We start from the raw sequence: 17,987 nt of genomic DNA on the forward strand, positions 1-17,987 counted from the left end.
GGCGGCAGACCGAGGGGCGCGGCAGCACCCCTCGGGAGATCAGATCAAGACTTCGGTTCGCTCTTGGTGTCGTAGCGCTTCGACCATTCCTCGAGGATGGACTTGCGGTTCGTCGCGGCCCATTCGAAGTCATTGCGGATCATCTTGGCTTCAGCATCGGCCGGATAGTTCGGCACCGGCTTGGCAACGCCCGGTATTGCGAGGACCGCATAGCCAACGTTGTATTGTTCCATCGCTGCAAGGCTAATCGACCAATCCATCAGCGTCTTGGCAGCATCAAGATTTGGCGTTCCTGCAATGATTGCAGCGGCTTCCAGATCCCAGCCGGTGCCCTCCGAGGGAATGATCACTTCGATCGGCGCGCCATCGGTCTTGGATTTTGCGCCGCGGAACGCAAAGGAAATGCCGACAACGGTCTCGCCGGCTGCTGCCATCTTGCAGGGTTTGGAACCCGAATGGGTGTAAGAGGCAATGTTGGCATGGAGCTTGTCCATGTAGTCCCAGCCATCACCGCCGAACATCTGCAGCCAGGCTGAAACGTCCAGGAAACCGGTACCGGACGAGGCAGGGTTTGGCATGACGATTTGGCCGGCATATTCCGGCTTGGTCAGGTCAGCCCAGCTCGTGGGCTGCGGCACACCGCGCTTCTTGCCTTCCACGGTGTTGTAGCAGATGGCGCCCAGCCAGGCGTCCAGACCGACCCAGGTTGGCGGTGTGTCGCTGTCGACGTAGCGCGGATCAAGCGCCTCGATGCCCTTGGGCGCGTAGGGCTCGAGCATGCCTTCGGCCTTGAGCATCAGCAGCGACGATGCTGCGAGGCTCCAGACAACATCCGCCTTGGGGTTGTTCTTTTCTGCCAGCAGTTTGGCTGTAACAACGCCGGTGGAGTCCCGCACCCAGTTGATCTTGATGTCCGGGTGATCCTTGTTGAAGGCCGCAGCATAGCGGTCAAGAAACTCGGCTTCAAAAGCGGTGTAGACGGTCAGTTCCGTTTCTGCTGCAGCGGACATTGAGCCGGCTGCCAGCAGAGCGGCAGAAAAGAGAAGGGTCTTTCCGAACATGTTGGTTCCCCGTTGGTCAAAACTACGTTCGACTGTGCCTGGCCGCGATTTCCCTTGATCGCGCAGGACGTGCTGGAAGCGGGGCCGATTTCTTTATGACCCTGTGTCGGGTTCTGATCGGCTCACCGTAAGACTGACTTTGGGAACGAGCGTTGAATAAGTAAAATCTATTAATTTTATCCAATCATAGATTTTACTGGGATCAACCTGCGCTATGTCATAGCCAATGCTGCAACGCCGGCCGCAACGACGGCCGAGGCAAAGAGGCGAGACAGGATCGGGCGTTCCCGAAAGGCGACAATACCGATGAGGGCCGCAAAGATGACGCTGGACTCGCGCACGGCCGAGACCGCGCCAAGCGGGGCTATCGTCTTGACGTACAAGACAATTCCATACGCCGTGACGGCAGAGACGCCGCCAAGGCTGCCCAGCAGGATGACCCTTGGCCTGAAATGTCCGCCCCGCAGGCGCCGGTTCAGCGCGATGACGAGCGGCACGGGAAACTCGAGCAGGAACAGCCAGCCCATGTATCCGAACACGGACTGCGACTGCCGCACCCCAAGACCATCGGCAACCGAATAGGCGGCGATGAGCAGACCCAGGGCAACAGCAAAGCCGATAGCCCCGGGCGATGACGGGTTGCGCCGTACGGCCAGAAGGCCAATCCCGGCACAGACACAGGCAAGCCCGACCCAGCCGGCCGGCGGCAGCTGCTCGCCGATAAGAGCCGCCGCAGCCAGCGCGACGGCGGCCGGCGCGAGCCCGCGCGAGATCGGATAGACCTGGCTGAGGTCTCCAAGCCGGTAAGCCCGGAACAGCAAGGCGTAGTAGACGTAATGCAACAGGGCCGAGGTGGCGATGGCCGGCCAGCTTGCCGATGCCGGCACGGGAGAGACCAGCACGAGGCAAAGCCCCAGCACCGCATGTGCGGCAGATACTGCCGCAAGCACCCCGGCCCTGTCATCGACAGCCTTGATCAGCGCATTCCAGCCCGCGTGCAGCAGGGCTGCCAGGAGTACAAGACCCAACGCGCCAAGGCCCATCGACCGAATTCCTTGATCCTGCGATCCGGAAGCAGCCAAGCCCCGGAAAAAAGAGAGGCGAGCTGCAGCAGCCCGCCTCCAGTTCAGCGATGGGTCAGGGGAGGCCTCATGCCCATGGCAAGGAGAAGGTCTTGACGTTGGTGAAGCTTTTCATGGCCTCGATCACGCCTTCCTTGTAGCCGTTGCCGCTGTCCTTGATGCCGCCGAACGGGGACATCTCGATCCGGTATCCGGGAACCTCCCAGACGTTGACCGTGCCAACCACAAGGCCACGGATATAGGACTGCATGCGCCGGTAATCGTTGGTGCAGACACCGGAGGAGAGACCGAAGGGCGTCGAGTTGGAGATCCGCATGGTCTCCACGTCGCTGTCCGGCACCCGGACGATGGGAACCACGGGGCCAAAGGTCTCCTCCATCACCAGTTCGCTTTCATGCGGGACATGGTCGACCACGATGGGCGGCAGCAGCGCGCCCTGGCGGCCGGGGTGATAGAGGATCTTCGCGCCCTGGGCCTCGGCCTTGAAGACACGCTCCTCGAAGACCTCGGCAGCGCGTTCATGCACGACGCAGCCCAGTTCCGTGGCCGGATCCATCGGATCGCCGAAGCGCAGGGCCCTGGCGCGCTCCAGAACCATCGGCACGAACCGGTCGGCCACACTTTCCTGGACCAGAATGCGCTTCACCGCCGTGCAGCGCTGGCCGGAGTTCTTGGTGGCGCCAGCAACGGCGAGGTCGGCGGCCCTGGCCAGGTCCGCATCACTGAGATCATTGCAGATGATCAGCGGATCATTGCCGCCAAGCTCCAGAACTTGGCGCTTGTAGGCCGCCTTCGCCGCGATCATCTTGCCCACCGGCACGCCGCCGGTGAAGGTGATCAGGTCGAAGTCCGGGTTCGTGATCATCTCGTCGCCGATGTCCTTCGGCCAGCCGGTGACCACCGACAGCATCTGCGGCGGGAGCCCGGCCTCGTAGAGCGCATCGGCCAGCCACAGCGCCGTCAGGGGCGTCAGCTCGGTCGGCTTCACCACGATGCAGTTGTTGGTGGCGATGGCCGGCGCGATCTTGTGGCTCACCATGTTCAGCGGATGGTTGAACGGGGTGATGGCAGAGATGGCGCGCAGCGGTTCCCGCGTGGTGAAGATCTTGCGCGCCTTACCATGCGGGGTCAGGTCGCAGGAGAAGATCTCGCCGTCGTCATGAATGCACATCTGGCCGGCGAGCGTGTAGACATCATAGGCCCGGCCGCATTCATACATCGCATCGGCCAGCGAGATGCCAAGCTCCGCCGTGATGATCGGCGCCAGTTCGGCCTTGCGCTCGGAAATGATCCGGGCGGTGTTGAGCAGGATCGTCTGGCGCTCGTAGCGGGTGAGACGCGGCTCGTAGGCGGCGGCGATGGCAAAGGCCTCGCGGGCGTGTTCGGCGGTGCCGGCCGGCACCGAACCGATGACCTCGTTGGTCCAGGGATAGTGGACCGGAACCCGGTCCACCGTATCCACCTTGCGGCCGGCGATCCGCATCGCCTCGTGCCGCATCGCGATCGGAGGAGCTTTCTTCAGCATGGTTGCACCGCCGCCGTGCAGGCATAGAAGAAGGCGTCGAAGTTGCGCAGCACGGGGGCGGCCGGCAGATCAATCACGCGGTTGACGATGAAGGGAACTTCCTGCTCGGTCAGGCCGCCATGGCTGCGCAGCGGCTCGTTGAGGGCGGCAAGGTCATGGCGGTGGGCGCTGGTGCCGAGGGTCATGTTCTCGCCGGAGATCATGACGAGATCACCGATGCGGTCACCCGGCAGCTCGAAGCGGCGGATGGCCTCATCCTTGTCCACCACCAGCAGCATGTCCGGCACGGCCTTGAGCCGGCTAATGATATCGGCGCGGTCGGCCCCGGCCGGCAGGTAGGCAGTTGCAAACGAGCCCAGCGCGCCGTGGTGCACGACGTAAGGGTCGGTGATCGGCAGGATCACGCGGGCCGCATCCTTGCCGAGCCAGCCGTCGAGGAGATCCTGCACGTAGATCACGGCCGGTGAGCCATCGGCCAGATGCTTCGGCTTCATGCCATGGTCGGCCGTGACGACGATCGCGGCGCCCAGCGCGTCAAGCTCCGTGAGGTAGCGGTCGAACATCTTGTAGAAGCTCTGCGCGTCAGCATCTTCCGGGGCATACTTGTGCTGCACGTAGTCGGTCGTGGTGAGATACATCACGTCCGGCTTCCACTCCTTCAGCAGGCGCACACCGGCAGCAAAGACGAACTCGGACAGGTCCGCGGAATAGACTTCCGGAACCGGACGCCCGAGCCAGGCGCTGGCGTTGTTGATGCCATTTTCGGCCATGGTCGTCGCATCGGACTTCTCGGACGAGAAGCAGATGGCCCGGCCTTCATCGAACTTCAGACCGGCGCCCAGCAGCGCGCGCAGCTTGTCCTTGGCCGTGACCACGGCGACGCGGGCACCGGCAGCATAGAACTGGCTGAAGATGGTCGGCGCACGCAGGAAGCGCACGTCGTTCATCATCACTTCCTTGCCGGTCTCCGGCTCGTAGAGGTAGTTGCCGCAGATGCCATGGACGATGGGCGGGCGACCGGTGGCGATGGACAGGTTGTTCGGATTGGTGAAGGACGGGATCACCGAATGGGCGAGACGGTCGGTGCCGGTCTCGCGCATCCGCTTCAGCGTCGGCATCAGCCCCTTGGCGATGGCAACATCCAGATAGGCCGGTTCGCAGCCGTCCAGGCAAATGGCGATGGCTGGCACCTTCGGCCAGGGATAGGTGCGGTCGTTGGCGACGATGGGCGTGCGGGCGTGAGCGTTCATGGCAGGTCTTTCGATTGGCAGGATCAGGATCAGGCGGCGAGCTTGGCGCGCTCGGCAATGGCGGCGGCGGGCGGAGCGGCGCTGTCGACGCCCATTTCGGTGAGCGCCTCGGCGGCGGCGGCAACGACACGGCGCATGACGTGTTCGTCCATCCGGCCAATGCAGCCGATGCGGAAGCTGTCGACCGCGGTGAGCTTGCCCGGGTAGATGATGAAGCCCCTGGCCTTCATCAGCTCGTAGAACCGGTCGAAGACGAAGTTCGGATGGGCCGGATTGAAGAAGGTGACGATAATCGGCGACAGCCAGCGGTCGGCGAGCAGGGTCTCGAAGCCGAGCGCACGCATGCCGGCGACCATTACGTCGCGGTTGCGGGTGTAGCGCGCGCCACGGCCGGCGACGCCGCCCTCCAGACGATGCAGGCGCAGCGCCTCGAGGAACGCGGCGACCACATGGGTCGGCGGGGTGAAGCGCCACTGGCCGGTCTTGACCATCGCCGTCCACTGCGCCGCCACATCGAGGCTGAGCGAGTGGGCGTTGCCCTTGGCAGCTTCCAGCGCCGACTTGCGGGCGATGACGAACCCGAAGCCCGGCACGCCTTCAACGCACTTGTTGGCCGAGGACACCATCGCCTCGTAAGGGATCTGGCGGACATCGAGCTCGACCGCGCCAAAGGCGCTCATGGAGTCGATCAGCAGCTTGCGGCCCCGCGAGATGACGGCAGCGGCGATTTCGGCAACCGGGTTGAGAATGCCTGACGATGTCTCGCAGTGGATGGCGATGACGTGGGTGATGGCCGGATCGGCATCAAGAGCCATAGCCACCTCGTCGCCGCGCGGCGGCAGGTAGTCGCCCTTGTTGATCAGGGTGAAGGCACGGCCCATGACGCGGAGCGTTTCGGCGGCACGCAGGCCATAGGCGCCGTTGGCAAGAACAAGCACCTTGCCGTCGCGCGGTACCAGCGTGCCCAGCATCGCCTCGACCGAGAAGGAGCCCGAGCCCTGCATGGGGACGCAGGCATAGTCGCCAGCCGTATCCCCGGCCATTTCGACCAGCTGATCGCACAGCGACTTTGTCATGGCGCGGAAGTCACCATCCCAGGAGCCCCAGTCGCGAAGCATGGCTTCCTTGACGCTGTAGGCGGTCGTCAGCGGGCCCGGCGTGAGCAGGAACGGCTCTCCCATCTGGGGATCCGGAAATGCGTTTTCGGCTTTGGTCATGGCGTTCCTCCCTGTGGATTGGCCTTCGATGACTGATCGTCACACGCAGCAATTCATCTGTAAAATCGTTATTTAAGATCAGATAATCGATAAAATCGATGTATCAGACGTGCTCGACCAGACGCGTGTCACGCAGGTATCCCTGCTCCGACAGGATGGGATAGGCGACCTTCACCAGCAGCGAGTTCACTTCCTTCAAGGCACGCACCACCTCGAGGTGGATGTCGCTGGTGTCGAGCGTTTCCGCAGCGCCGGCGCGCAGGCGTGCCAGATGCCGGTCATGGCTTTCCCGCTCCATCCGGCGCAGAACGGATTTTTCCGCAGCCAGTTGCCGCGCGCTCTCAAGGTCGGAGGACACGAGGACATTCAGCGCCATGTGCATGTTGACCAGCACGCGCGCATGCAGAGCCTGGATCTCACCCCAGCCTTCCCGCGAGAACCGCAGCCGCAGACGGGACATTTCCTCGGCCTGGGTCAGGAGGTTCTTGGCGATGATGTCTCCCATCGCCTCGAAATCGATGGCAAGGCTTGCAAGCTCCAGGCTACGGCGGGCCTCGTCAGCACTGAGGCTGCCCCGGTTCACATCAGCGATGAACAGCTTGATGTCCGTATGCCGGCGGTTGACCTCCTGATCCATGGCCCTGAGGCGGCCGATCTGGAGCGGATCGCCGGCGTCGAGCATGTCGAGGACCGGCCGCAGCATGGCTTCGACGGCCTCCCCCATGCGCAACAGCTCCCGCTGGGCGCTGGCCAGAGCCAGAACGGGCCGGGCCGTTGTCGAGCGGTCCAGAGCACTGCGATAGGTGGCCGTTTCTTGCATCTCCTGGGCCGGAACCGGCCAGAGGCGGGCCGTCAGCCGTTCCATGGGCCGGATGAACGGCAGCGCGGCCACCACAAGGCACAGGTTGAATGCAACATGGAAATTCACCAGTTGCACGGCCGGACTGCCCCCCAGCCCGCCAAGCAGCGCTGGAAACAGCTGCAACGCGACCAATGCGATAGCCGCCGCGACACAGCGGAAGATGAGGTTGCCAAGCGGGATCCGCCGGGCGGGCAGCGCTGCACCGCGCGTAAGCCAGACCGCAACGAGACCGCCGCCGACGTTCGCGCCGAGCACCATTGGCGCGGCGGCCTCAACGGGCAGAACCCCGTTTGCCGCAAAGCTGGCAAACAGGATCAGTGTTGCCACCGATGAATGCAGACCCCAGGCAATGAGGGCGGAAACGGCCAACGCCATCAGCGGGTCTCCCGCCAGATAGCCGGCAATCTGAGGCAGCACCTCGCTCTGCCTCGCCGGCGCGGTTGCCTGCCCCACCAGCTGCAGCGACAGGAGGATGAAGGCAATGCCCAGCGTGATGCGCCCGATCTGCCGCACCTGCCGGCTTTCGAACTTCAGGAACAGGGTGGCGCCGACCAGCATCAGACCCGGGATCAGTTCACTGAGGTCGAACGACAGAAGCTTGACGACCAGGGCGGAGCCAAGATCGGCCCCCAGGAGCGCCGCAATTCCGGTGCCGACACCGATGATGCTGGAGGCGCAGAAACCGACCGCCAGAACGCCGACGGCCGTCGCGCTCTGCAGCACGATGGCCAGAACGACGCCAGCCGCAGCCATACCAGGGGTGCCGCCCCTTGCATGGCGCATTGCATTGCGTAGCGCGGGCCCATAGGCGCGCTCGATGCCCGTGCGCACCATCCTGACCGCCCAGAGCAGCAGCATGACGGCAGCGGCGAGATGCAACAGGATGAGGAAGGGATGCATGGCGGCGCTCCAGATGATGATCTCTCAACAAGCGCCGTTGCCATCCATAAATCAAATCGTTAGATTTGATGCTGTCATCAGTTTTGAGGGGGCTTGATGCGCTACGTTCAGCTGCGCGCGTTTCATTATGTCGCGATCTGCGGCGGGTTCTCGCGGGCTGCCGAGGAACTGCTTCTGACACAGCCGGCGATTTCCGATCAGGTGCGAAAGCTTGAAGAGGAATATGACGTGCTGCTGTTCAACCGGATGCGCAAGCAGGTGACGTTGACGGCCGCCGGAGAACAGCTGCTTCAGGTCACCCGGCGCCTGTTCGACTGCGAGCAGCAGGCACTGGAATTCCTGTCGGAAAGCCGGGCGCTGCAGTCGGGCAACCTGCGGATTGTCGCCGACAGCGCGCATCACCTCCTGCATATCCTGGCCGCGTTCCGGCAGCGCTATCCCGGCGTGCATATCTCGGTACGCGCGGGCAACACCGAAACGGTCGTCACCTCCCTGCATAACTATGAAGCCGACATCGGCGTTCTGGGCGAGCGGCCGACGCTGAAGAACTTCGACTGCGAATTGCTCAGTTCCTCACCGATCATCGCGTTTGTCGCCAAGGATCATCCGCTTTCCGGCGCGAAGCAGGTGACCTTCGCCGAACTGGCGAAACTGCCGCTGGTGTTTCGCGAAAGAGGCTCGAAGACCCGCATGAAGCTGGAGGTCGCGGCCCGCGCGGCCGGGGTCGAGCTGAAGCCGGTGATCGAGGCGGAGGGCCGCGAGGCCGTGCGCGAGATCGTCGCTTCCGGTGCCGGAGTCGGCTTCGTCTCGCTCGCCGAATTTGGCGAAGACCAGCGCCTGGTCCGCATCCCCCTGTATCCGCAGGAAGAAATGATGATGGACGAGGCACTGATCTGTCTGCAGGAACGGCGCCAGGCAAAACTGGTCAGCGCCTTTTTCGATATCGCCCGGATGAGCGCCAACGCCAATTGAACCGCAAGGCTGCATATCTTGGTTGCAGGCCCGATGGGCCACGCTGGGTGGCACAAGATTTGACCAGGGCGCACAAGGTCACATGATTTCCTGCTGGATTTGATCCGCACGGCTGCCGTGTCCTTCTGATGGTCTGAAACGTTGATCCATCCGAACCCAACTGGAACTTCAGTGCGCGAAAATAAACTTGCTTGGGCCAGCCAGCGCAGGATCTTTTGACCCTGCATCAAGACAGCAAGATCTGCATCTGGCGCGATGCGGAACCGCGCTGATTGCTGCAGGGCAGCATCCCGGCGCGTTTCTCGACCCGACTATGGGCGTCTAGACCTCTTTTAGAGGTGTTGCGGGCATTTTTGGCGCTCCCTAGGCTTCGTTCGACCCCTCCAGTGGAGACGAACGCATGTCCCGCATCCCGATTGTCGCCGCCGCAGGCCTCTTCCTCGGACTGACGGCTGCAGCTCAGGCAAATGACTGCCAGACTGTTGCTGATGCCTATGATGCGCTTGGCAAGGTTGCAGCCTATCGCCAGACAGTATCGCTGAACGGAGCGGTGGTGCTGGAGGCGATTGCAGTTGGCGACAAGCTGTACCGCAAGGATGGCGACAGCTGGAGTGCGATGGATCTTGGACCCGGCGGACGCGCCGCCATGCAGAAGCAGGCGATCCCCGGCGCGGACAGCCTGAAGGATTGCACCAAGGTCGGCCCCGACACCCTTGATGGGGTGGACGCGGTGATGTTCGACTATATCCCCCCGCCGATGGCTGGAGCTGGCGTTCTTGTCCTGCAACGGGTCTGGATCAGCAATGGATTGCCCCTGCGCATGACCACCGAACAGCCCAAAACGGACGTCCGGATCTTCTATGACAATGTGACAGCCCCAACACCATGACAGGACGCCAGAATCCCGCACTGCGGCTTGTGCCGCAGCTGGTCTTCAGCGCGGTTGCCGGCTTTCGGCAGCTGGCCAGTGTCGCAGTCCTGATCGCGACCTTCCTGTTGCTGCCAGCTGTGGCTGCGGCAGGCGATGCGGCAGTGCTGATCATCGATTCTTCCGGCAGCATGTCCGAACGGCAAGGCACCGAGACGCGACTGGATGCAGCAAGGGCCGTGATCCGCAAGGAAGTGGAGAACTGGCCGGAGGGCCGTGAACTCGGCCTGATCGCCTACGGCCACCGCAAAGCCCGCGACTGCCGTGACATCGAGACGCTTATCCCGCTTGGTCCGGTGAATCTGAGTGCCGTCAAACAGGGGCTGGACAGCCTGCGCGCGCGTGGCAAGACCCCGCTCTCGGCGTCCCTGCGACAGGCGGCTGGCCTGTTGCCTCCTGAAGGCGGCAGCATCTTGCTGGTCAGCGACGGGCTGGAGACCTGCAACGAGGACCCCTGCGCTGTTGCCGAGGATCTGCGCAAGGCCAAGGCGGGCCTGGTGATTCATGTGATCGGCTTCGGCCTGTCCGAACAGGACATGCAGTCGCTCGCCTGCATCGCTGGTTCGAGCGGTCTTTCGATCGGGACCGGCGACCGGCAGACGCTGTCGGAGGCACTGTCAAAGGCTGGTGAGCAGATCGCGGCAGAGCCAGTTGCTACTGAAATCAAGATCGAACCTGCCGCCGCTGAGCCAGCGCCCACCGAGGAGGTGCCGCCAACCACGCCACCTGCCCCGATTGTTGCTGCAGCGGTTCATCTCGTCGCTGTCGTGGGCGATGAGCCTGTACCAGGTGCCGTGCGATGGCAGCTCACCACCGCGGACGGAACCGAAGTGTACGAAGGCGAGAGCCGTGCCGTCGATCTGGACCTGAACCCCGGCCAGTACCGGGCCGCCATCGCTGGCTCCAATGCCACGGGATCGGCAGACATCGTGGTGAAGCCGTCCACGGACGGAAAGCCGGCCGAAATCCGCGTGCCGATCGAGGCTGGTCTGATCCAGCTTTCGATGGTCGCCTCGAACAGTGAAGAAATCTCGGCCGCGGATATCAAGGGTGTACCGGTCTATCGCATCGAGCCGCTGGACGGGCAACCACCGGCAACCGTTGCCGACGCGGACAAGGCAGAGGCTCTGCTGAAGCCGGGCCGCTACCGGATCACCGGATCATTCGGGTCTTTTGCCGCCAGCCGCGACATCACCGTCGCAGCCGGCAAGCAGAGCGAGGAAGTCATCGATCTCGGCCTCGGCCGCATCACCCTGGAGGCCGCTGTCGAGGGAGCGAAAGAGCCCGTTGCAAGCGGGTCGGGCCTCGACTGGAGCCTTGAACCCGAGGCCGCAGGCACCGCCACCGACCTGCGCCTGGAGGCCAAGGCCACGGCCCGGCCGACCATCCTGGCACCTGCCGGACCCTACACCGCGAGCCTGCAGGTTTCCGGGGCACGGATCAACCAACCGGTCGAAGTGGTGGCCGGAAAGACCGTCACCGCCCGCCTGCCTCTGCCCTCCGCCACCTTGACCCTGGAAGCGGCACTCAGCCCCAACACGCCCGCCTTTGACGATTGGCGCGACGCGATCTGGAGCGTTGTGCCGAAATCCCTCATCGGCGGTATCGCGGCCGGGGCGGCGCTGGAAAACAACCTCGTCGCCCGGCCGGTTCTGACGCTGACGCCCGGCACCTGGATCGTTTCGCTCAGCTCCGGCCAGGCCAAGGCCACGCGCGACATCGACATCGCACCGGGGGCGAAGGTCACCGAGCGGCTGGACCTGTCCGCCGGACGGCTGACGGTGATCGCTGAGCCAAACGCTGGCCAGGCGCTGCCGATGAATGTGCTCGTTTCGATCTTCGCCGGCACCGGCGACGGCGGCTTCGACGAAAAGCCCCTGGCGCAAGGTGGCACGCGGCGGGATTTCGGCTCGGTCCTGCCAGCCGGCCGTTACCGCGTGACCGCGCTGGATGAGACCGGCCGGGCGGCGGAAGTCCCCGTCGACCTCGCCAGCGGCCAGAGCCTCGAACTCAAGCTTGTCCTGCAATGATACCGGCGCAGCGCCTGCGCCCGACGCACAAGGAACCGATGATGCACCCGTTGCTTCGCCTGCCGGTCACCGCCCTGCTGCTGGGGCTCTCGCTGCAGACCGCCGCCGCCCAGACAGCGCCAACGCCCGGGCAGGCGAAAGAGGTGATCGATGCGGTCAAGAACCTGCCCGATCAGGCCGCCGACAAGGCTGCAGATCTGGCCAAGCAGGCCCTGCCACCTGAACTGGCCCCCCTCGCAGACACCGCCGCGACACTGGGCAAGACACTGGCCAACGTCGCCGACGGCAAGATCATTGCTGATGCGGTTGGCACTGCCTTCGACAAGTTCGGCGGGGTGATGGCCGAAATCCTGGGCAGCGGCCAGGAACTGCGCGCCCGGCTTGACCGCCTGGAAAAGGAAAACACGGAGAAGATGATCGAGATCGAGCATTCGAAGGCCAGTCTGGCGGCCCTCGACCAGAAGCTCGTCTCGACGACCGCCGCGCTGACGGAACTCCTTGAGGCGCACAACAAGCGTTTGACCGAACTGGAAGCCAGAGTGGCAAAGCTGGAGGCCGAGCGCGGGGTGTTCAAGGCTCCGTTCAAGGTCGTCAATGCCAGCGGCGCGGTGTTGTTCAGCGTCGCAGCCGACGGGCGCACCGTCGTCGGCAGCGAATCCGGCGCATCGATTGCAATGAAAGCCTCGGGCGCGGACAGCGCCTTCATCCAGCTGTCGTCGGGCGCCAAGAAAATTCTGCTGGGCGCGGACAGCGGCGATGCCTCGATCCTGCAACTCAACGACGGCGCGGACGCGGTGGTCAAGCTGTACGCCGGGCAGGGGGACAACGCCTTCCTGCGCGTCGCCGGCGGCACCTCGAACGCCATCATCAACGCAGACCCCAGCAACGCCGCTCTCATGCAGCTGCAGGCTGGCCAGGACGGCGGGCTGACCCTGTCCTCCAAGGCAGAGGATCTCGGCCTGATGATCCGCAAGAGCGGACAGAACGCGGCCGGCCTTGGTGCCTCCGCTGGCAAGGGCGTGGCGCTGCGGATCTTCAACAGCGCCGGTCAGCCCATTGTTGCCGGCGGCGAGAACCCCGGCGGGGCCGGAACCGGGATCCTGTATGTGGGCGACGGGACCAGCAACAAGGCCGCGCTTGCCGTTGACACGGCCCAGGGCGGCCTCGTGTATGCGTTTGCGCCTGATGGCACCGTTGGTGCCGGCCTTGTCGGGGCTGACCGGGCGGCCGTCGCCTTCAATGCAGCCGGCGCCCCTGTGGCAACCATCTCCAAGAGCGACAAGAGCGAAGGCGGCACTGTCGTGGCCCGCAACCCCGCCGGCGAAGGGATCTTTGCCGCCGGCTTTGCCGCCGAAGATGGCGGCGGCGAGGCCTGCGTCTGGCGCGCCAAGCGCAGCAACACCTTCTGCCTGGGGCTCGGAATGCCCGGAATGGGTGTCGGCAAGTGAGCGAGGATCAGCCCGGTGGGGAACCGGTCAGATCGCGCCGGGAAGGCCATGCGAGCCTCTGGGTCTTTGTGCTGGCCGGCCCGCTTTTCGGCGAGATTCTGGTGCTGTGGGCGCTCGGTGCGGGACCATTGACCCTGCCGCTGCTACTGGCCGGGCTGCCGCCAGCCTATGCCATCGGTCTGGTACCGGCCCTGCTGGTTGGCGTGCTGGATCAACGACTGGCGCGGGGCGGCTTTACGGCCCTTCGACGGCTGGTCAGCGTTGCAATCGCCGGCGCGGCCGCAGGACTTGCGGTGCTGCTGCCGCTTTATGGCGCCGGGCTGATCCATGGCGCCGATCCCCTGATGCTGCCGCTGGTCACGTCGGCAAGCGCCAGCCTTTGCCTGGTCCTCGTGCTGGCCTGGCACCGGCTGGCGGCCTCCTGAGGGCCGCCCCTTTTTTTATATGGAGATCGGGATGCGCATCAGTCTGGTTCTGCTCGCCGCCTGCCTTGCAGGGCCCGTCGCACTGCCAATGCCGCAAGCCAAGGCTGCCATGGAATGCCTGCCGCGCATGGCGGCGTATCCCCCGGCTGCGCCCGAACCCTTGCGCGAGGAGCGTCCCTGCCCCAGCGCTCTGCTGTTCAACTTTTTTACCCGCCAGACCCCGCCCCTCGGACATGAATTCGAAATCGTCGGGTCTCATCTCTTCACGAGCAGCCATGACGGGTCCTACCAGGCAATCGTCGAATTCCGTCTGATTGCGCCCAACGGCCAGGGCTATGGTCCGGATGGCCGGATCTGCCCGCAACCGGCGGCGGCTGCCGACATGCAGGTGCAGTTCGTCTATGATGACGTCGAGCAGCGCTGGCTTGACCTCGACAGCCGCGGCAGCATGGATCCGGCGACACTGTGCCAGACGCAGATCCTCTGGAGCGATCAGGAGATCGCCGACCTGATCCGCAAGCCGCGCTTCGCGAGCCTTCCGCCAGCCGAGCGCGGACGGGTCTACGAGGTCGCGCGCGGACCGGAGCGCCGGGCGATCCTGGATGCGGTGCGCGCCGCCAACGCCGATCTCAATGACCGCGTACCCATCGTCTTCGTCGTCGATATCCTGCGCGCCGACGGCACCAACGCCTATTTCCGTGGCAAGGTTCGCCTGCGCGACGGCGGCGGGCCGGTGAGCGCGGCGGATTGGGGCGCCTGTGAACAGGAGCCCGAGGACGCTGTGCTTGAAGCCTTGCTGGAGCGCCGGAATGGCGTCTGGACTGCCGTCAAGGCCAACCGCTGCGCCGATGATGTGTTGCTTTCAGACGAGGACCGGCGCCGGTTCCGGGCGCTGGTGATGGAAAACTGATGCCCTCTGCCCGCCTGGCCGGGCCGCCGGAGGTCTGAAGCTTTGGCGCTGACCCAGCGTTCTGAGCCCATTGCAATGCAAGATGGCCAAATTATAGTGACCGGCGGTGCCGCATAAGCGCGCCGCCGGGAGACGGGGCATGGTTCTTCCCTTTCGTGCCAAGACAGCGCTGGATGCCGGACAGACCGGTGTCGGGTTTCACGAGCTGTGCGATGTCTATGGCCGGATGATCGGGCACCGGTATTCCGATCTCGCAGCGGAGGACGAGGGCAAGGTCCGCCGTTTTTCGAACATCTCCCTGCCCGAGGCCTGCGCCACGTCCTTCAATCAGGGCCTGTCCCGGTTCTCGATGTCGGACAACCAGAACGGTCTTGATCTGGTGATCGTGTCGATGCCCGAATGCGGCTCCGAGCTGATCTATGAACAGCGCGGCTCGGCGGTGGTGGCGCGCAATGGCGACGCCATCTTTCATGCCACCTCCGAGCGGCTGATTTCGCACACGCAGCGTGTCGCAGGCATTCTGGCGGTCGCCCTGCCCCGTCGAAAGCTCGCCGCTCTGGCCCGGCTCGATGACTGTGGTCCCATTGGCCGTATTGCGGCCGAAAATCCCGCATTCCGGCTGTTTCGCTCCTACGCAAGTTCATTGCTGACGCTTGAGAACGACCCGGACTTTCGCCTGGCAGACCGGATCGGCGATCAGCTTGCGGAGCTGCTGGCGCTGGCTATCGGCGCCAGCCGGCACGGGCAGGACGTCCTGCGTGAAGGCACGGCCTTGCCCGACGCGCGCTTTCATCAGGCAGAGCAGATCATCAAGCGGCACCTTTCGGAACCAGAGCTGAACGAAGCCCATATCGCCCGTGCCTTGCTGGTGTCGCCCAGCACCGTCCGTCAGGTCTTCGCCCGGCGGGGGCTGTCTGTCGCCAGTTTCATCCGCGAGGCGCGCCTGGCACGCGCGCATGCAATGCTGAGCGGGGCGGACGGCCATGACCGGCGCATCGTCGATATTGCTGCCGACTGCGGCTTTAACAGCATGTCCGCGTTCTACGCCGGCTTCCGCGCCGTCTACGGCTGCAGCCCGAAGGATATTCGCGGTTCCCTCTGACCTTATTCAGCAAAATTGTCAGATAACGGACAGGTCCTTGACGGAATCCGGACGCCATTGCGATGCCGCCGCGCGACAGTGCACGCGGGCAGCAGCACGAGGTGGCCAGTTGGGACTGAACCGCAAAGATCCTGCCATGCAGGTGCACATCCGCGCGCGCATGGGCAAGCCAGAGGACGCAGACGCCATCCTGTCCCTGCTGGCAACAGCCGATGCCGCGCTTGGCGGCCATGCCTTGCGCAATCCGGGTGTCTTCGCCGGGCTGATCAAGGCCGGAAAGATCATGGCGGGCTGCATCGAACTGCATCAGCCCGGTGGCGGCTGGGCACTGGGCGCGGCGGGGGTTTCGGCCTTCATCGGCGAAGCCGAAGCTGCTGCCTGGGCAGAGGCGCCCTCGCCGCATTTCGCGGCACAGCTTCTCGATCTGGAGGCCGCCGGATCATCTATCCTTCTGGCACCGCCGGCCATCGGATGCGCCAATGCGGGTGGCGGGCTCAATCTATTCGTCCTTGGGTTTGCCTGTGCCTTTGCACCGGGTTCGCCGCTGGTTCCGCCGCTGCTGACGCGGGCGATCGAGCATTTTGTATCCTGCCATCGGGGCTACTACCTGAAGCGGCTGATGCGTGAGGACCCTGCCCCGGTCGCAGAAATGTTTGTGCGCTCGGGCATGCGCAGCATCGGCAGTTTCACGACGGCGGACGGATCACGCGTGGCAACGCTGATGGAGCGGTCAGATACGTCCCCGCTCTTCCCGCATTCCCCGGCTGCAATGCTGTTCCAGTTCCTGCCACCGCTAATCGGCTTTTCTGCCTCGGAGCGGCGTGTGCTGGAGCTGGCGCTGGACGGACTTTCGGATGGCGAGATCGCAGCCGAGCTGTCGCTGTCGCCACATACGCTCAAGCGTCTTTGGCGGCTGGTATTTTCCCGGTGTGCCGAAGCCTTGCCGGACCTGTTTGAAGACTGCGGCACGATCAGCGGCGTCACCGGTGTCCGCGGCCCGGAAAAGCGCGGCCATATCCTCCGCTATGTCCGCCACCATCCGGAGGAACTGCGCGCCTATCGCATGGCCGTACGGAATTGATTGTTGAGCGATACCTTTGGGTTTTGTCCCCGCGTTTGCGGGGAGCACACGCATGGCCCGGGCACCAAGGCCCGCCTCGCCGGTTCATCCCCGCGTGTGCGGGGAACACACCACAGCTGAATATGTCGAGGAGTTTGGCCTCGGCTCATCCCCGCGTGTGCGGGGAACACGTGCTGTACGGGGAAAGCAACGTCGGCAAGACCGGTTCATCCCCGCGTGTGCGGGGAACACCCGCCGATCTCGTTGGCGATCTCAAGCGCGGTCGGTTCATCCCCGCGTGTGCGGGGAACACCTGCCGCTGATATTCGCCGATCCGGTTCAGATCGGTTCATCCCCGCGTGTGCGGGGAACACACAGCGCCGCCGCCAGCCGGGCCAAGCCCAAGCGGTTCATCCCCGCGTGTGCGGGGAACACCCGTCGCTGCCTTTGCCGGATATGCGAAAGTGCGGTTCATCCCCGCGTGTGCGGGGAACACTTTGAACGCAGCTCGCGGAGGCGCATCACCGCCGGTTCATCCCCGCGTGTGCGGGGAACACAGCGCAGACCACGGAGACGCGCAGATGGCCAGCGGTTCATCCCCGCGTGTGCGGGGAACACGGCATGGCCACCAGCGTTCTGCGGCGTCATGGCGGTTCATCCCCGCGTGTGCGGGGAACACCTTTGGCAACAAATCCGGCTCCGGATCGGTCACGGTTCATCCCCGCGTGTGCGGGGAACACGCTGTCTCGATGCGATAAGCCTTGTTTTCCAGCGGTTCATCCCCGCGTGTGCGGGGAACACCACTCTTGCGCGGGTACGTCCCAGACAACCGCCGGTTCATCCCCGCGTGTGCGGGGAACACAGGGATGTTGAGCTGACGGGCAACCGGTGCAACGGTTCATCCCCGCGTGTGCGGGGAACACCAGGAACTCCTCAAGCCACAGCTCATAGACATCGGTTCATCCCCGCGTGTGCGGGGAACACGGTATCGACCGCCCCGATGGCGTAGCCCTCGCCGGTTCATCCCCGCGTGTGCGGGGAACACCCGGACGCCAGATTGTAAAGCAGGGTGGAAACCGGTTCATCCCCGCGTGTGCGGGGAACACGATAGGCCGAATTGCATCATCGATGGGCCGGGCGGTTCATCCCCGCGTGTGCGGGGAACACATGGCGTCGGGAACGGCGATCCGGTCCTGAACCGGTTCATCCCCGCGT

General features: G+C 64.4%; 14 protein-coding genes and 1 CRISPR repeat array (1 of these 15 only partly in view). Of the genes, 8 read left to right on the forward strand and 6 right to left on the reverse strand.

Annotated elements, in window-relative coordinates:
• Nucleotides 1-44: 44 nt before the first annotated feature.
• The 6 genes from OVA12_RS11470 to OVA12_RS11495 all read right to left on the reverse strand — a co-directional run bounded on the left by OVA12_RS11470 (nt 45) and on the right by OVA12_RS11495 (nt 7,897).
• The gene (locus OVA12_RS11470) at nt 45-1,061 is read right to left on the reverse strand and encodes a putative 2-aminoethylphosphonate ABC transporter substrate-binding protein (RefSeq protein ID WP_268137426.1); all 1,017 of its coding nucleotides are present in this window, start codon (nt 1,059-1,061) and stop codon (nt 45-47) included.
• A gap of 212 nt (nt 1,062-1,273) precedes the next feature.
• A complete protein-coding gene (locus OVA12_RS11475) occupies nt 1,274-2,104 on the reverse strand; it encodes an EamA family transporter (RefSeq protein ID WP_268137428.1) in 831 nt (276 codons plus the stop codon).
• 106 nt (nt 2,105-2,210) lie between these two features.
• Nucleotides 2,211-3,668 (reverse strand): phosphonoacetaldehyde dehydrogenase, encoded by a 1,458-nt coding sequence (phnY, locus tag OVA12_RS11480; protein WP_268137430.1) that lies wholly within the window; start codon nt 3,666-3,668, stop codon nt 2,211-2,213.
• Entirely contained in the window at nt 3,662-4,918 is a 1,257-nt protein-coding gene (gene phnA / locus OVA12_RS11485) for a phosphonoacetate hydrolase (protein ID WP_161707424.1), read from the reverse strand. The genes phnY and phnA overlap by 7 nt, the downstream gene beginning before the upstream one ends.
• Nucleotides 4,919-4,947: 29 nt before the next feature.
• Nucleotides 4,948-6,135, reverse strand: coding sequence for a 2-aminoethylphosphonate--pyruvate transaminase (locus OVA12_RS11490; protein ID WP_268137433.1), 1,188 nt, complete (start codon nt 6,133-6,135; stop codon nt 4,948-4,950).
• Nucleotides 6,136-6,238: 103 nt separating this feature from the next.
• A complete protein-coding gene (locus OVA12_RS11495; RefSeq protein WP_268137435.1) occupies nt 6,239-7,897 on the reverse strand; it encodes a Na/Pi cotransporter family protein in 1,659 nt (552 codons plus the stop codon).
• Between the two features lie 96 nt (nt 7,898-7,993).
• Here OVA12_RS11495 and OVA12_RS11500 point away from each other — a divergent pair, with 96 nt between their 5' ends.
• From OVA12_RS11500 to OVA12_RS11535, 8 genes are all read left to right on the forward strand, one after another.
• Entirely contained in the window at nt 7,994-8,869 is an 876-nt protein-coding gene (locus tag OVA12_RS11500; protein WP_268137437.1) for a LysR substrate-binding domain-containing protein, read from the forward strand.
• A gap of 400 nt (nt 8,870-9,269) precedes the next feature.
• Nucleotides 9,270-9,758: a hypothetical protein gene (locus OVA12_RS11505; RefSeq protein ID WP_268137439.1), complete on the forward strand. Its 489-nt coding sequence runs from the start codon at nt 9,270-9,272 to the stop codon at nt 9,756-9,758.
• Nucleotides 9,755-11,827: a VWA domain-containing protein gene (locus OVA12_RS11510; protein ID WP_268137441.1), complete on the forward strand. Its 2,073-nt coding sequence runs from the start codon at nt 9,755-9,757 to the stop codon at nt 11,825-11,827. Before OVA12_RS11505 ends, OVA12_RS11510 begins: the two co-directional genes overlap by 4 nt.
• 41 nt (nt 11,828-11,868) lie before the next feature.
• Nucleotides 11,869-13,275, forward strand: a complete 1,407-nt coding sequence (locus OVA12_RS11515; RefSeq protein WP_268137443.1) for a hypothetical protein — start codon at nt 11,869-11,871, stop codon at nt 13,273-13,275.
• A complete protein-coding gene (locus OVA12_RS11520; RefSeq protein ID WP_268137445.1) occupies nt 13,272-13,700 on the forward strand; it encodes a hypothetical protein in 429 nt (142 codons plus the stop codon). The genes OVA12_RS11515 and OVA12_RS11520 overlap by 4 nt, the downstream gene beginning before the upstream one ends.
• Nucleotides 13,701-13,731: 31 nt before the next feature.
• A complete protein-coding gene (locus OVA12_RS11525) occupies nt 13,732-14,610 on the forward strand; it encodes a hypothetical protein (protein WP_268137447.1) in 879 nt (292 codons plus the stop codon).
• Nucleotides 14,611-14,749: 139 nt separating this feature from the next.
• A complete protein-coding gene (locus tag OVA12_RS11530) occupies nt 14,750-15,712 on the forward strand; it encodes a helix-turn-helix domain-containing protein (RefSeq protein ID WP_268137449.1) in 963 nt (320 codons plus the stop codon).
• 136 nt (nt 15,713-15,848) lie between these two features.
• A complete protein-coding gene (locus OVA12_RS11535; protein WP_268137451.1) occupies nt 15,849-16,793 on the forward strand; it encodes a helix-turn-helix transcriptional regulator in 945 nt (314 codons plus the stop codon).
• A gap of 80 nt (nt 16,794-16,873) precedes the next feature.
• A CRISPR array of direct repeats spans nt 16,874-17,987; the repeat unit is 29 nt; unit sequence CGGTTCATCCCCGCGTGTGCGGGGAACAC; it runs 196 nt beyond the window's last position.

It is taken from the genome of Pannonibacter sp. SL95, from assembly GCF_026672425.1.
Lineage (GTDB): Bacteria > Pseudomonadota > Alphaproteobacteria > Rhizobiales > Stappiaceae > Pannonibacter.